Source organism: Curtobacterium sp. MR_MD2014, from assembly GCF_000772085.1.
In the GTDB taxonomy this organism is placed as follows: Bacteria; Actinomycetota; Actinomycetes; order Actinomycetales; family Microbacteriaceae; genus Curtobacterium.
Genome location: NZ_CP009755.1, coordinates 1879211 through 1893520, shown reverse-complemented (window position 1 = coordinate 1893520; position 14310 = coordinate 1879211). Strand labels below are relative to the sequence as shown.

Annotated in this window: 15 protein-coding genes; 14 read left to right on the top strand and 1 reads right to left on the bottom strand. The window is 73.5% G+C overall.

Going from position 1 to position 14310, the window contains the following annotated elements:
• Nucleotides 1-2: 2 nt before the first annotated feature.
• The 3 genes from NI26_RS08715 to NI26_RS08705 all read left to right on the top strand — a co-directional run bounded on the left by NI26_RS08715 (nucleotide 3) and on the right by NI26_RS08705 (nucleotide 4375).
• Nucleotides 3-1985, top strand: a complete 1983-nt coding sequence (locus NI26_RS08715) for a hypothetical protein (RefSeq protein WP_066654522.1) — start codon at nucleotides 3-5, stop codon at nucleotides 1983-1985.
• Nucleotides 1986-2141: 156 nt separating this feature from the next.
• Nucleotides 2142-3194, top strand: coding sequence for an L-threonine 3-dehydrogenase (gene tdh / locus NI26_RS08710; RefSeq protein ID WP_066658292.1), 1053 nt, complete (start codon nucleotides 2142-2144; stop codon nucleotides 3192-3194).
• Nucleotides 3194-4375 carry a glycine C-acetyltransferase gene (locus NI26_RS08705; protein ID WP_066654521.1) on the top strand — a complete coding sequence of 394 codons (1182 nt, stop codon included), beginning with the start codon at nucleotides 3194-3196 and terminating at the stop codon, nucleotides 4373-4375. The genes tdh and NI26_RS08705 overlap by 1 nt, the downstream gene beginning before the upstream one ends.
• Before the next feature lie 94 nt (nucleotides 4376-4469).
• Here NI26_RS08705 and NI26_RS08700 read toward each other — a convergent pair whose 3' ends face one another.
• Complete coding sequence (locus NI26_RS08700) at nucleotides 4470-4925, bottom strand: DUF4383 domain-containing protein (RefSeq protein ID WP_174234689.1); 456 nt, start codon at nucleotides 4923-4925, stop codon at nucleotides 4470-4472.
• Between the two features lie 93 nt (nucleotides 4926-5018).
• On the opposite strand from NI26_RS08700, the gene NI26_RS08695 reads away from it, so the two are divergent.
• The 11 genes from NI26_RS08695 to NI26_RS16895 all read left to right on the top strand — a co-directional run bounded on the left by NI26_RS08695 (nucleotide 5019) and on the right by NI26_RS16895 (nucleotide 14301).
• A complete protein-coding gene (locus NI26_RS08695; RefSeq protein WP_066654520.1) occupies nucleotides 5019-5954 on the top strand; it encodes a methionyl-tRNA formyltransferase in 936 nt (311 codons plus the stop codon).
• Nucleotides 5951-7516: an RsmB/NOP family class I SAM-dependent RNA methyltransferase gene (locus NI26_RS08690; RefSeq protein WP_066654518.1), complete on the top strand. Its 1566-nt coding sequence runs from the start codon at nucleotides 5951-5953 to the stop codon at nucleotides 7514-7516. Before NI26_RS08695 ends, NI26_RS08690 begins: the two co-directional genes overlap by 4 nt.
• Nucleotides 7517-7723: 207 nt before the next feature.
• Nucleotides 7724-8575, top strand: coding sequence for an Abi family protein (locus NI26_RS08685; RefSeq protein WP_235426334.1), 852 nt, complete (start codon nucleotides 7724-7726; stop codon nucleotides 8573-8575).
• Nucleotides 8576-8584: 9 nt separating this feature from the next.
• Nucleotides 8585-9244 carry a ribulose-phosphate 3-epimerase gene (rpe, locus tag NI26_RS08680; protein WP_066654514.1) on the top strand — a complete coding sequence of 220 codons (660 nt, stop codon included), beginning with the start codon at nucleotides 8585-8587 and terminating at the stop codon, nucleotides 9242-9244.
• Between the two features lie 92 nt (nucleotides 9245-9336).
• A complete protein-coding gene (locus tag NI26_RS08675) occupies nucleotides 9337-9600 on the top strand; it encodes a phosphoribosyl-ATP diphosphatase (RefSeq protein WP_058726551.1) in 264 nt (87 codons plus the stop codon).
• Between the two features lie 75 nt (nucleotides 9601-9675).
• Nucleotides 9676-10515 (top strand): ATP phosphoribosyltransferase, encoded by an 840-nt coding sequence (gene hisG, locus NI26_RS08670; protein WP_066654512.1) that lies wholly within the window; start codon nucleotides 9676-9678, stop codon nucleotides 10513-10515.
• Nucleotides 10516-10535: 20 nt separating this feature from the next.
• Nucleotides 10536-11333 (top strand): imidazole glycerol phosphate synthase subunit HisF, encoded by a 798-nt coding sequence (gene hisF, locus NI26_RS08665; protein WP_066658289.1) that lies wholly within the window; start codon nucleotides 10536-10538, stop codon nucleotides 11331-11333.
• Between the two features lie 40 nt (nucleotides 11334-11373).
• Nucleotides 11374-11823, top strand: coding sequence for a phosphoribosyl-AMP cyclohydrolase (gene hisI / locus NI26_RS08660; RefSeq protein WP_066654510.1), 450 nt, complete (start codon nucleotides 11374-11376; stop codon nucleotides 11821-11823).
• Nucleotides 11820-13364, top strand: a complete 1545-nt coding sequence (locus tag NI26_RS08655) for an anthranilate synthase component I (protein WP_066654508.1) — start codon at nucleotides 11820-11822, stop codon at nucleotides 13362-13364. The genes hisI and NI26_RS08655 overlap by 4 nt, the downstream gene beginning before the upstream one ends.
• Entirely contained in the window at nucleotides 13361-14065 is a 705-nt protein-coding gene (locus NI26_RS08650; RefSeq protein WP_066654506.1) for a Trp biosynthesis-associated membrane protein, read from the top strand. The genes NI26_RS08655 and NI26_RS08650 overlap by 4 nt, the downstream gene beginning before the upstream one ends.
• Nucleotides 14062-14301 (top strand): DUF6704 family protein, encoded by a 240-nt coding sequence (locus tag NI26_RS16895; RefSeq protein ID WP_066654504.1) that lies wholly within the window; start codon nucleotides 14062-14064, stop codon nucleotides 14299-14301. The genes NI26_RS08650 and NI26_RS16895 overlap by 4 nt, the downstream gene beginning before the upstream one ends.
• The last annotated feature ends 9 nt before the right edge of the window (nucleotides 14302-14310 follow it).

The window sequence follows — 14310 nt, the reverse complement described above, 5'->3', positions numbered from 1 at the left end:
GTGTGACCACCGTCGCGCGCGTCGTCCTCGACTCGCCGCTCCCGCAGTTGGACCGTCTGTTCGACTACCGGGTGCCGGCCGAGCTCGAGGACGACTGCGTGCCGGGGGTCCGGGTCAAGGTGCCGCTGCGCACCGGCGCCCGGATGTCCGACGCGTACGTCGTCGAGGTCGTCTCCGAGGGAGACTGGCCGGGGGAGCTCAGTCCCGTCGAACAGGTCGTGTCACCGGTGCCCGTGCTGGCCCCGGAGATCTGGACGCTCGCGCGTGCCGTCGCCGACCGCGCCGCCGGTGTCGCCTCCGACGTGCTCCGGCTCGCCGTGCCGACCCGTCAGGTCCGTGCCGAGAAGGCCTGGCTCGCCCGCGACACCTCGTGGTCACCGCCGACAGTCGAGCCGACCCCGGTGACGGGCTACGCCGAGGGCGTCCTGGAGGCCCTGCTCGCCGACCACGGACGGGCTGCGGTCGACGCCGTGCCCCACCCGGTCGACCTCGGGACCGTCGACGACCCCGTGTGGGTGCCCGGTTGGGCCGCGACGCTCGCACAGGCGGCGTCGCACGTCGTCGCCCGCGAGCAGTCGGCCGTGCTCGCGGTCCCGGACTTCCGCGACGTCACGGACCTCGAACGCGCGCTCCTCGCCGTGCTCCCGCCGGAGCGCGTCGTCCGGTTCGACGCCAAGCAGACGAACGGGCAGCGTGCGAAGGCGCTGCTGCAGGCGCGGACGCACGCCGTCGTGGCCATCGGCAACCGGACCGCGGCGTTCGCACCGGCGTCCGAGCTCGGGCTCGTGGCGATGTGGGACGACGGCGACGCGTCCTTCGTCGAGCCGCGGGCCCCGTACGTGCACACGCGCGACGTCGCCCTCGTGCGGACCGCGCAGTCCGGCGCCGCACTCCTCTTCGTCGCGCACGCCAGGTCGACCGACGTCCAGCGGCTCGTCGAGCTGCACTGGCTCCAGGAGCTCGCGCCGTACCGGGTACCGACGCCGAAGGTGATCCCGACCGCGCAGCAGGCGGGGGCCGAGGGCTTCGCGGCCCAGGCCCGCATCCCCAGCACGGCGTGGCGCGCCGCGCGGGAGGCCAGCCAGCACGGGCCCGTCCTCGTGCAGGTCGCCAACCCGGGCTTCGGCACCGGGCTGGTCTGCGCCGACTGCGGGGAACGCGCGCACTGCCGCGTGTGTGGCGGCCCCCTGGGGAGCCCGCACCGGAACGCGACCCCGCAGTGCCGGTTCTGCGGTGCCCTCGCCGTGGGGTTCCGGTGCCCGACGTGCGGCGGTGGGCGGCTCAAGCCCGTCGGGCAGGGGGCCCAGCGGACCGCCGACGAGCTCGGCCGGGCGTTCCCCGGCACCCGGATCGTGGTGGCGGACGGTTCCCGACCGCTCGACGAGGTCCCCGCCCGCCCCGCGGTCGTCGTCGCCACACGCGGCGCGGAGCCGAGCGCGCCGGGCGGGTACGCGTGCGTACTGCTGCTCGACGGCGAACGGCTCCTGGCCCGCGAGGGCCTCCGGGTGCAGGAGGACGTGCTCCGCTTCTGGACGAACGCCGCCGCGAAGGGCGCACCCGGCGCCGAGGTGTACCTCGTCGGCATCGGCGGCAAGCTCGCCACGGCGATGGCCCTCTGGCGGCTCGACGGGCCGGCGCACGACGAGCTCGTCGACCGACGGGCCCTGCACTTCCCGCCGGCCGTCCGGGTGGCGACGCTCACCGGTACGGACGAGGCGGTGACCGAGGCGGTCGAGGCCCTCGGTGACGCGGTGGTCGGGGCGGTGCTCGGGCCGGTTCCGGTACCCGACGACCCGGTGCCCGGGACGGTCCGTGCGATCGTGCGCTTCGCCTACGCGCACGGGGCCGAGGTCGCGGCGACGCTCAAGGCCGAGGTCATCCGTCGTTCGTCGACGCGCCGGGTGCTCCCGGGCGGCAACCGACGTCGCGCGGCGCCGACCCTGCGCGTGCGACTCGACGACGCCGAGCCGTTCACCGAGGTCTGACCCGCCGCGGACGCGCCCACGGAGTCGAGGTGCCGCGACGCGCCGGGCGCGCACCGAGCCTCCCGTCCGTCCGGACGGTGTGCCAGGCTGGTCGGTGGTGGCCACGAGCCGCCGACGACCACACCACACGCACGACGAAGTGACGAGGTGACGCCGATGCGGGCGCTCTGGAAGCCGGACGCCGGTCCGGGACTGATCATGACCGACCGGCCGGTGCCGGTCCCGACCGAGGACGAGGTCCTCGTCCGCGTGCTGCGGACCGGGATCTGCGGGACCGACCTGCACATCGAGCGGTGGGACGACTGGGCCGCGTCGGCCGTGACCGCACCGCTCGTGCCCGGCCACGAGTTCTCCGGCGAGGTCGTCGAGGTCGGCGCCGCCGTGCGTGACGTCGCCGTCGGCGACCTCGTGTCCGGCGAGGGGCACGTCGTCTGCGGCACCTGCCGGAACTGTCGCGCCGGACGTCGGCAGATGTGCATCCGCACGAAGGGGCTCGGCGTGCAGCGCGACGGCGCGTTCGCGGAGTACCTGACGCTGCCGGGCACGAACGTGTGGGTCCACCACGGCCCCGTCGAACCCGAGGTGGGTGCCCTCTTCGACCCGCTCGGCAACGCCGTGCACACCGCGCTCGCGTTCCCCCTGGTCGGCGAGGACGTGCTGGTCACCGGGTGCGGACCGATCGGCCTCATGGCGATCGCGGTGGCCCGGCACGCCGGTGCGCGGTTCGTCGTCGGGACGGACGTCAGCACGGAGCGGCTGCGCCTCGCGGAGGGCATGGGCGCCGACCTCGGGGTGGACGTGCGTCACGACGGGGCGGCCACGGTCCGTGCGGCTCAGGAGCGGCTCGGCATGCGTGAGGGCTTCGACGTCGGCTTCGAGATGTCCGGCGCCCCGACCGCGCTGCCCGCGATGGTCGAGAACATGAACCACGGGGGGCGGATCGCGATGCTCGGGCTGCCGAGCGGCCCGATCGCGGTGGACTGGGCCAAGGTCGTCACGCACATGCTCACGGTGAAGGGCATCTACGGCCGTGAGATGTACGAGACGTGGCAGGCGATGAGCTCGATGCTCGCCACGAGTGCGGTCCTGCGCGAGCGCATCGGCTCGATCGTGTCGGCGTGCCACCCGGCGCGCGACTGGGAGACAGCGTTCGCCGCGGCGGCGAGCGCGGACGGCGGCAAGGTCGTCATCGACTGGACGGAGACCTGATGTACGGCGCGATCAAGGACCACCTGGCGACGGAGCTCGCCGGGATCGAGGCCGCGGGGCTGACGAAGCGCGAGCGCGGCATCGCCGGTCCGCAGCGTGCGGCGATCGCGGCGGACGGCACCGACCTGCTCAACTTCTGTGCGAACAACTACCTCGGGCTCGCGGACTCGACCGACCTCGTCGACGCGGCGAAGGACGCCCTCGACCGCTGGGGCTACGGGGTGGCGAGCGTGCGGTTCATCTGTGGCACGCAGGACCTGCACCTCGACCTCGAGCGTCGGGTCGCCGGCTTCCTCGGCACCGAGGCCGCGATCCTGTACTCGTCGTGCTTCGACGCGAACGGTGGGCTGTTCGAGGTGCTGCTCGGCCCGGAGGACGCGATCATCTCCGACGAGCTCAACCACGCGTCGATCATCGACGGCATCCGGCTCTCGAAGGCGCAGCGGTTCCGGTACCGCAACCGCGACACGGCCGACCTGGAGGCGCAGCTCGCCGCCGCATCGTCGGCCCGGTTCCGCGCGGTGGTCACCGACGGCGTCTTCTCCATGGACGGCTCGATCGCGCCGCTCGCCGAGATCTGCGACCTCGCCGAGCGGTACGACGCACTCGTCATCGTCGACGACTCGCACGCCGTCGGGTTCGTCGGCGAGCACGGGCGGGGCACCCCCGAGCTGTGCGGCGTCGCGGACCGCGTCGACGTCTACACCGGCACGTTCGGCAAGGCGCTCGGCGGGGCGTCCGGCGGGTACGTGGCCTCGCGCCGGGAGATCGTCGACCTGCTGCGGCAGCGCTCACGCCCGTACCTGTTCTCGAACTCGCTCGCGCCGGTGATCGCGGCGGGGACCGTCGCGGCGCTCGACCTCGTCGAACGGTCGGACGACGCCCGCGCCCGGCTCGCAGCCAACGCCAGGACGTTCCGGACGCTCATGTCGGACGCGGGCTTCGAGCTGCTGCCGGGGGAGCACCCGATCGTGCCCGTGATGTTCCACGAGGCCGGCCGTACCGCGCGGATCGCGGACGAGATGCAGGCGCGGGGCGTCTACGTGACGGCGTTCAGCTACCCGGTGGTGCCGCAGGGGAGAGCCCGGATCCGGGTGCAGCTCTCCGCGGCGCACACCGAGGAGCAGGTGCGCCGCTGCGTGGACGCCTTCGTCGGGGCCCGCGCCGCCGTCGACGCCTGACGACCTCCCGCGGAACGCAACGACGGCGGCCGCTCGCAGGGGAGTACCGCTGCGAGGAGCCGCCGACGTTGCGTCCAGCGGGTTCGGCCCCGGGTCAGGCGCCGACCGGACGGCGGCGCTCCCGCGGGAAGACGACGCCGAGCGCGACCATGCCGATCGCGAGCACGAGGTGCAGCCAGTTGTCCGCCCAGTTGAGCGGGACGAAGTTCGCGCCGGACATCGTGCCCGCCGTGAACAGGCCGTAGACCCACAGCACGAAGTAGACGACGCCGCCGATCACGAGGTACATCCGCGACCCCGTCGCCCGGTTCGCCGCGAGGAGGCCGACGACGCCGAACAGCAGGTGCACGATGTTGTGCAGGACCGACACCTGGAAGATCCCGAGCAGCATCGCCATCGAGTGGTGCCCGGCACCGCCGAGGTCGCCGGAGGTCAGCCCCGGCACGAACCCGGCGATCCCGACGAGCAGGAACACGATGCCGACGACGAGCGCGACCTTCTGGATCGACGAGCCGGCGTAGCGGTTGGTGGAGGTGGTGACGTCACTCATGGTCCGGACGTTACCCAGCCCGCTCGCAGTCCGTTCCCGGCCGGCAGCGTCCCGCGCGCGTCGGACACCGTCGGCCGTGGGACGATGGACCCCATGCGTCTCGTCGTCGCCGGCAGCCCCGCTGCGGCCGTCCCCACCCTCCGACGTCTCGCCGCCTCCGACCACGAGATCGCGGCCGTCCTCACCCGACCCCCGACACCCCAGGGTCGGAAGCGTGTCCTCACGCCGACCCCGGTGGCGCAGGTCGCCGAGGAGCTCGGACTGCCCGTCATCGAGGCCACCCGGGTGGACGACGCCGTCACCGCGCAGCTGGTCGAACTGCAGGCCGACCTCGGCGTCATCGTCGCGTACGGTGCGCTCCTCCGTCGTCCCGCCCTGGACGCTCCACGTCTCGGTTGGGTCAACCTGCACTTCTCCGAGCTGCCGGCGTACCGCGGCGCCGCACCCGTCCAGCGTGCCGTGATGGCGGGCGACACCCGGACCGCCGCGACCGTCTTCCAGCTCGTCGAGGCGCTCGACGCCGGTCCCGTGTACGCCGCCGACCCGTTCACGATCGACCCGGACGCCACCAGCGGTGAGGTCCTCGCCGCGATGGCCGAGACCGGAGCGGACACCGTCCTGCGGGTCGTCGACGCCCTGGCCGACGGCAGCGCGGTCGCCACCGAGCAGTCCGGGACGGTGACCCTCGCCCCGAAGCCGACCGCCGACGACGCGCACGTCGCCTTCACGGAGCCGGCCGTGGCCGTCCGTGCCCGCGTCCGCGGTGTGACGCCCGAGCCCGGCGCGTTCGCCCACCTCGGCGAGACGCGGGTGAAGCTGCTCCGCAGCGCGCTCCTGCCGGGAGGCGCGGCCTCCTCCACCCCGCACCTCGCGCCCGGTGCGCTCGCACTGGTCGACGGACGACTCCTCGTCGGCACGGCCGACGTCCCGCTCGTGCTCACCGAGGTCCAGCCCGCCGGCAAGAAGGCGATGGACGGCGCCGCGTGGGCACGCGGCCTCGGCTCGCTCGAGGGCGTGGTGCTCTCGTGAGCGCGGCGCAGCAGTCCTCCCGGCGGTCGCGCGGCGACCGTCGCCCCCGTCCGACCAGCGCCAGGCGGGTCGCGTTCGACGTGCTCCGCGCGGTGCAGGTCGACGACGCCTACGCCAACCTGCTCCTGCCCACGCGCATCCGTCGCGCCGGTCTGTCCGCCCGCGACGCCGCCTTCGCCACCGAGCTCACCTACGGGTCGATCCGCATGCTCGGCCGCTACGACGCGATCGTCGGGGTCGCATCCGGTCGCCGGGTCGACAACATCGAGTCCGACGTGCTCGACGTGATGCGCCTCGGCGTGCACCAGCTGCTCGGCATGCGCACACCCACGCACGCGGCGGTCTCGGCGACCGTGGAGCTCGCACGCGAGGTCGGCGCCCGCCGGGCCACCGGCTTCGTCAACGCGGTCCTGCGCAAGGTCGCCGCGAGGACCGACGACGAGTGGGACGCCCTGGTGACCGAGGGTCGGAGCGGCGACGCGCTGCTGGCCACCCGCTGGTCGCACCCGTCGTGGGTGGTCGCCGCACTCCGTGACGCCCTGGCGGCCGAGCGGTCGCGGGACGAGCTCGCTGCCCTGCTCGCGGCCGACAACGTCGCGCCCCGCGTGCAGCTCGTCGCGCTGCCCGGGCTCGCCACCGACGAGGACGTCCGCACCGCGACGGCGACCGCTGCTGAGGACGGATCCGGAGCGGACGACGGGGCCGGAGCCGACGGCGGGGCCGGAGCCGACGAGCAGCCCCGCACCGACGACGGAGCCGGAGCCGACGACGAGACCGGCACCGCGCCTCCCGGCCGGGTCGCCGGGGCCGACGCCGGCCCGGTGTCCCCGGTCGGCATCCGCGGGACGACCGGCGACCCCGCACGGGTCCCCGGCGTCGCCGCCGGTCGGCTCCGGGTGCAGGACGAGGGGTCGCAGCTCGCGGCCCTCGCCCTCACGCGGTCGTCCGCCGTCCGTCCGGGGGAGCGGTGGCTCGACATGTGCGCCGGGCCCGGGGGCAAGGCCGCGCTCCTCGCCGCCGAGGCCGCCCAGGGCGGAGCGTCCCTGGTCGCCAACGAGCTCGTGCCCGCCCGCGCCGGACTCGTGCGCAAGGCCCTGTCCACCGTGGCGGGTGACGACACCGTCACGGTCGTCGAGGGCGACGGACGGCGCTTCGGCAAGCCGGGCGACGAGCTGTTCGACCGGATCCTGCTCGATGCTCCGTGCACGGGCCTCGGCGCGCTCCGTCGGCGTCCCGAGGCGCGGTGGCGCAAGCAGCCCGAGGACGTCCCCGAGCTCGCGGCGCTGCAGGCCGAGCTGCTCGATGCGGCGGTCCGTGCACTCGCCCCGGGTGGCACGCTCGCGTACGTGACGTGCTCGCCGCACCTGGCCGAGACGCGCGGGCAGGTCGACGCGCTGCTCGAGCGGCACGGCGACGTGCTCGAACAGCTCGACACCGCCGGCGTGGTCCGGTCGGTGGCGGCCCGGGACCCGCAGGTCGCCGACGGTCCGACGGCGCAGCTCTGGCCGCACCGGACCGGCACCGACGCGATGTTCGTCGCACTCTTCCGTCGTCGCCCCTGACCCCTCCCGCAACACGCAACCTCGGCGTCTGCTCGCGGGTTGTCGGCCCAGGAACGATCTGATATGTTGGAGGAACACGACCGGTTCCGCCTGCGAGAGCAGGTCCAGGGCCGGTCCTCTTCGTTCTCGGCCCGGGGGAGGCCCGCTGTGGAACCCAAGCCGTTCCGGCCGTACCGAGAGCAGGTGGCACTCCTGCGAGGACGTGGGATGCACGTGCCCGACGAGGACGCCGCCGTCCGCGAACTGCGCCTCGTCAACTACTACCGGCTGAGTGGCTACTGGTACGCGTTCCGCGAGACCACGGGCGGTGCGCGGGGTGATCGCTTCCGCCCGGGGACCCACCTCGAGGACGTCCTCGCGCTCCACCGTTTCGACGAGCGTCTGCGGACGACGGTGTTCGACGCCCTCGCTCCGGTCGAGCTCGCACTGAGAGCCGCGCTGGGGCACGCACTCGGGCGGCTCCACCCGAGCGCCCATCTGCGTCCCGATCTGCTCGGTCCGCTGGCACGCGCCGGCGACGGCCACCGCAATTGGCTGGAGCGGCACCGCGGTGAGGTCGCCAGGAGCCGGGAGGAGTTCGTCGAGCACCACCGGTCCGGGTACGGGGGAGTCCTGCCGGTGTGGGCCGCGGTCGAGGTGATGGACTGGGGGACGGTCTCGAGGCTGCTCGGCTTCGCGCCGCCGAGCGTCCAGACCGAGGTGAGCGGACGGTTCGGTCTCCGAGCACCGCAGCTGACCTCGTGGTTGCGCGCGCTCAACGTGGTGCGCAACGCATGTGCCCACCACGGACGCCTGTTCAACCGCGCGTACGCCATCCGACCGAAGCTGCCCCCGGTCGGCGCCGACCCTTCGTTGGACACCGCACGCGCATCGATGAACCGCACGTACGGGCAGCTCACCCTGGTGCAGTACCTCCGTGTCCGGAGCGGACTGGGGACCGCGACGCAGCTCACCGGTGTCCTGCGCGAGTTCCCGACCGTGCCGCTCGTCCCGTTCTCCGACACGGGAGCCCCGCTGGAGTGGGAGACCGCCGTCTGGACGGGCAGCGGCGCTCGGTAGGGTTGCCGGGTGACGATCCGCATCTCGCCGAGCATCCTGTCCGCCGACTTCGCCAACCTCGAGCGGGAGCTGCACCGCATCGAGAGCGCCGACATGGTGCACGTCGACGTGATGGACAACCACTTCGTGCCGAACCTCACCCTGGGCCTGCCGATCGTGCAGCGCCTGCAGGACGTCTCGCCGGTGCCGCTCGACGTGCACCTCATGATCACCGACGCCGACACCCAGGCGCCGAAGTACGCCGAGACCGGTGCCTCGAGCGTCACGTTCCACCTCGAGGCCGCCGACGACCCGGTGGCGACCGCCGCGGCGATCCGGTCGAACGGTGCCCGCGCCGCCGTCGCCGTGAAGCCCGGCACCCCGATCACGCAGGTGCTCCACCACCTCGACGCGTACGACATGATCCTGCTCATGACCGTCGAGCCCGGGTTCGGCGGGCAGTCGTTCATGCCCTCCGTCATGCCGAAGCTCGCCGACGCCCGTGGCGCAGTCGACGCCTCGGGGCTCGACGTCTGGCTCGAGGTCGACGGCGGCATCGCGGTCGACACCGTGCCCGAGGCGGTCCGCAGCGGCGCCGACACGCTCGTCGCCGGATCCGCCGTCTACGGCGGTGAGCCCGCGCAGCGCATCGCCGACCTGCGCGAGGCGGCTGCGGCGGCACGCGCGTGACCGCCCAGGTGGGCGGCGCGTCGGGGGCGACCGGCGCCTCCCGTCCGGACGGTGCGTCCGGTGCAGCCGCGCAGGACGGTAGCCTGGTCCCCGTGAAGACGTTCGACGACCTGTTCGCGGAGCTGACCGAGAAGGCGCGCACGCGCCCCGAGGGCTCCGGCACCGTCGCCGAACTGGACGCCGGCGTGCACCAGATCGGCAAGAAGATCGTGGAGGAGGCCGCCGAGGTCTGGATGGCGGCTGAGTACGAGGGCGACGAGCGCACCTCGGAGGAGATCTCGCAGCTGATCTACCACCTCCAGGTGCTCATGGTCGCGAAGGGGCTCACCCCGGCGGACGTCTGGCGACATCTGTAGGAACGCGTGTCGCGCTCACCGAGCGCCACCGCGACCCGCAGCCGTCCCGACCTCCAGCAGAAAGCAGACCACCTGATGCTCCGCATCGCCGTGCCCAACAAGGGTTCGCTGTCCGAGACCGCCTCCGAGATGCTCAAGGAGGCCGGGTACGCCGGTCGCCGCGACCCGAAGGCGCTCCACCTGCTCGACGAGCGCAACGGTGTCGAGTTCTTCTTCCTCCGTCCGCGCGACATCGCGACGTACGTCGGCTCCGGCGCACTCGACGTCGGCATCACCGGCCGCGACCTGTTGCTCGACTCCGGGTCGGCGGCGCACGAGGTCGACGCGCTCGGGTTCGCCGACTCGACCTTCCGGTTCGCCGGGACGCCCGGCCGGTTCACCGAGCTGCAGGACCTCGACGGCGTCCGCGTCGCGACGAGCTACCCGGGACTCGTGGGCGAGTTCCTCGCCCGGCACGGGGTGACCGCGACCCTCGTGAAGCTCGACGGCGCCGTCGAGAGCGCCGTGCGCCTCGGTGTCGCGGACGCCGTGGCCGACGTCGTCTCGACCGGCAGCACGCTCCGTGCCGCCGGGCTCGAGATCTTCGGTCCGGTGATCCTCGAGTCGACCGCGCTGCTCATCTCCAACGACGAGCGCATCCCGGGCATCGACGTCCTGCGTCGCCGCCTGCAGGGCGTGCTCGTCGCCCGCGGCTACGTCATGCTCGACTACGACATCCCGACCGACCTGCTGGAGCAGGCCACCGCGGTGGCGTCGGGCATCGAGTCGCCGACGGTCTCCCCGCTGCACGACCGCGACTGGTCGGCCGTCCGCGTGATGATCCCGCGCGAGGACGCGAACCTCATCATGGACGCGCTGTACGACCTCGGTGCGCGCGCCATCCTGGTCAGCCCGATCCACGCCGCACGCCTGTGAACGACGCGGTGCGAGCCGACGTGACCGGACCCGACAGCGGCGCGGCCGGTGTCGCCGGTGGCGTCTCGGTCCGGGTCATCCCGTGCCTCGACGTGTCCGGCGGTCGCGTCGTCAAGGGCGTCAACTTCCTCGACCTGCAGGACGCCGGGGACCCGGTCGAGCTCGCGGCCCGCTACTACGAGCAGGGTGCCGACGAGCTGACCTTCCTCGACGTCGGTGCCACGGTCGAGAACCGCGCGACCATGTTCGAGACGGTGACGCGCACGGCGGAGCAGGTCTTCATCCCGCTCACCGTCGGCGGTGGCGTCCGGAGCGTCGACGACGTCTCCCGCCTGCAGCAGTGCGGCGCGGACAAGATCGGCGTCAACAGCGCGGCGATCGCGCGGCCGGAGCTCGTGAGCGAGATCGCCGACCGCTTCGGCGCGCAGGCGGTGGTGCTGTCGCTCGACGTCAAGCGCTCGGACCGGATGCCCTCCGGTTTCGTCGTCACGACCCACGGCGGACGGACCGAGTCCGACCTCGACGCGATCGCGTGGGCACGCGAGGGCGTCGAGCGCGGCGCGGGCGAGCTGCTCGTCAACTCGATCGACGCGGACGGCACGAAGCACGGCTTCGACCTCGAGCTCATCGCCGCGGTGCGTGCGGTGTCGTCGGTCCCGGTCATCGGCTCGGGAGGCGCCGGTCGCCTCGAGCACTTCGCCCCGGCCGTCGAGGCGGGCGCGGACGCCGTGCTCGCTGCCAGCGTCTTCCACCGGGGCGAGATGACCATCGGGGACGTCAAGGCGGCGCTGCGCGCCGCCGGCCAGCCCGTCCGCTGACACCCCGTCCGCCGACACCCCGCCGTAGGCTAGGAGTCTCATGACCGACAGCACCAGCACCAGCACGGAAGCGGTCCTCGACCGCGCACGGTTCGGTGCGGACGGCCTGCTCCCCGCAGTCGTGCAGGAGGAGTCCTCGAAGGACGTCCTCATGCTCGGCTGGATGGACCGCGAAGCCCTCCGCCGCACCCTGACCGAGGGCCGCGTGACCTTCTGGTCGCGCTCCCGACAGGAGTACTGGCGCAAGGGCGACACGTCCGGGCACGCGCAGTACGTCCGGGCTGCCGCACTCGACTGCGACGACGACACGCTGCTCGTCACCGTGCAGCAGGTCGGGGCCGCCTGCCACACCGGTGCGCACAGCTGCTTCGAGGTCGACCCGCTCGAGCCCGTGACCGCGACCGCGCCGGTGCAGGCCGCGCCGGCGCAGGCCGGGACGGACGCGACTGACCCGACGTCGGCGACCACGACCGCGGAGGCGATCCGATGACCGGCGCGAGCCGCGCGGAGGAGCCGCGCACGACCTCCCGGCAGGCCTTCGACGACCTGCTCGACGGCCACCGCGTCGTCCCCGTCGTCCGCGCGCTCTACGCCGACAGCGAGACGCCGGTCGGTGTGTACCGCAAGCTGGCGGACGGTCGCCCCGGTTCGTTCCTGCTCGAGTCCGCCGGCCAGGGCGGCCTGTGGTCGCGCTGGTCCTTCGTCGGCGTCCGGAGCTTCGGCGTCCTGACCCAGGACGGCGACCGGGCGTCCTGGATCGACACCGGCATCCCGGCGTCGCGGGCCGTCGGCTCGCTCGACGGCGCCCCCCTCGACGTCCTCGCCCGCCTGCACGACCGGTGGGCGACGCCCCGCGTTCCCGGCACCCCGCCCCTGGTCGGCGGCACGGTCGGGTTCATCGGGTGGGAGGCCGTGCGGCAGCTCGAGCACCTGCCGAACGTGCCCGCGGCCGACTTCGAGGTGCCCGGGCAGGCCCTCGCCTTCGTGTCCGAGCTCGCGGCGCTCGACCACCGCACCGGCCTCGTGCTCCTCGTCGCGAGCGTCCTCAACGACGGCACCGACGACCCGGACACGATGTGGTCCGACGCGCAGTCCCGGCTCGACCGGATGCAGGCGGACCTGGTGCAGCCGAGCGCGGCGACGGTCGCCGAGGCGTTCGAGATCGCCGAGCCGACCCCGCGCCACCGGACGTCGCCGGAGGACTACATGGCCGCGGTCGAGCGGTCCAAGGACTTCATCCGCGACGGTGACGTCTTCCAGGTCGTCGTCTCGCAGCGGTTCGACCACGACGTCACCGCCGACCCGCTCGACGTCTACCGGGTGCTCCGGACACTGAACCCGAGCCCGTACATGTACTTCCTCGCGCTGGCGGACAGCGCCGACGAGCGCTTCTGGATCGTCGGCGCCTCGCCCGAGGCCCTGGTCAAGGTGCAGGACGGGCGGGCGATCACCCACCCGATCGCCGGCTCGCGCCCACGCGGCGCGAGCCCGGTCGAGGACGTCCGCCTGGGTGACGAGCTGTTCGCCGACCCGAAGGAGCGCGCCGAGCACCTCATGCTGGTCGACCTCGCCCGGAACGACCTGCAGAAGGTGTGCGAGCCGGGGACCGTCGCGGTGACCGAGTTCATGACCGTCGAGCGCTTCAGCCACATCATGCACCTGGTGTCGAGCGTCGAGGGATCGGTCCGACCGGGGGCGTCGGCGATCGACGTCTTCCGCGCGACCTTCCCGGCCGGCACCCTGTCGGGGGCACCGAAGCCGCGTGCGCTCGAGATCATCGACGAGCTGGAACCGGCGAAGCGCGGAGCGTACGCGGGCGTGGTCGGCTACTTCGACTTCGCCGGCGACGCCGACCTGGCGATCGCCATCCGTACGGCGCTCATCAAGGACGGGGTCGCACGCGTGCAGGCCGGTGCCGGCCTGGTCGCCGACTCCGACCCGCGCACCGAGCACGAGGAGGCCGTGAACAAGGCGGCCGCCCCGCTGCGCGCGGTCGCGACCGCGAACCGGATGCGCGAGGTGCGCGCGTGACGGCCCGGCGCTCCCGCCCGCTCGTCGTCGTCGCCGGCCTCGCGGTCGCCGGCATCGTGATGCTGTCGTGGACCCAGACGTGGTTCACGGTGCACCTGCACGCCGGCACCGCGGTGGTGCCGCGCGTGGTGGCGGACGGTGCCGCGGTCGTCCCGCAGTACACGGCGCTCGCGATCGCGAGCCTGGCGCTGTTCCTCGCGCTGACGATCGCCGGCCGTGTGCTGCGCGTCGTGCTCGCGGCCGTCGAGGTGCTGCTCGGCATCGCCGTCGTGGCGACCGGCATCGGCGCCCTGGCGGACCCCGTCGCGGCGTCGAAGGGCGCGGTGGGCGAGGTCGCGGGCGTCAGCGACACCGGCGCGGTGCGCCAGGTCGTCGACCGGGTCGACGTCACCGCGTGGCCCGCCGTCGGCATCGCGGGTGGCGTGCTCGCCGTGGTGCTCGGGATCGTCGTGTTCGTGGTGCAGCGGCAGTGGCCCGGGCCGACCCGGAAGTACGCCGCGGCGACCGCCGGGGCCGCCGCCGACGCCCGTGCGGCCGCCCCGACCCAACGCGACGCGATCACCGACTGGGACGACCTCAGCGCGGGTGACGACCCGACCGCCGGGGACGGTGCGGTGGGGGAACCGCCCACGACCGACACGGTAGGATCGGATCGGCGCCGATCGGACGACGGCGCCGGAGCAGAACGAGGAGCACCGTGAGCAACACTGAGCCCGCAGAACTCGGCGAAGGCCACTCGCCCGCCGCCTGGACCGCCGTCGTGATCATGCTGATCGGCTTCGCGGCAGGCACGCTGTTCTTCTGGTTCGACCTGGCGTGGGGCGTCTGGGCGTCCGCCGTCGTCGTGGTGATCGGCCTCGTCGTCGGCGCCGTGATGGCGAAGGCCGGCTACGGCGTCAACGGTCCGAAGTACGTCGCCAAGCACCACGCGGAGTAGTCCCGTGCC

Coding starts and splice junctions, on each gene's coding strand:
- tdh (WP_066658292.1), top strand. CDS start 2,142: ATGCGGGCGCTCTGGAAGCCGGACGCCGGTCCGGGACTGATCATGACC.
- NI26_RS08705 (WP_066654521.1), top strand. CDS start 3,194: ATGTACGGCGCGATCAAGGACCACCTGGCGACGGAGCTCGCCGGGATC.
- NI26_RS08700 (WP_174234689.1), bottom strand. CDS start 4,925: ATGAGTGACGTCACCACCTCCACCAACCGCTACGCCGGCTCGTCGATC.
- NI26_RS08695 (WP_066654520.1), top strand. CDS start 5,019: ATGCGTCTCGTCGTCGCCGGCAGCCCCGCTGCGGCCGTCCCCACCCTC.
- NI26_RS08685 (WP_235426334.1), top strand. CDS start 7,724: ATGCACGTGCCCGACGAGGACGCCGCCGTCCGCGAACTGCGCCTCGTC.
- hisG (WP_066654512.1), top strand. CDS start 9,676: ATGCTCCGCATCGCCGTGCCCAACAAGGGTTCGCTGTCCGAGACCGCC.
- hisI (WP_066654510.1), top strand. CDS start 11,374: ATGACCGACAGCACCAGCACCAGCACGGAAGCGGTCCTCGACCGCGCA.
- NI26_RS08655 (WP_066654508.1), top strand. CDS start 11,820: ATGACCGGCGCGAGCCGCGCGGAGGAGCCGCGCACGACCTCCCGGCAG.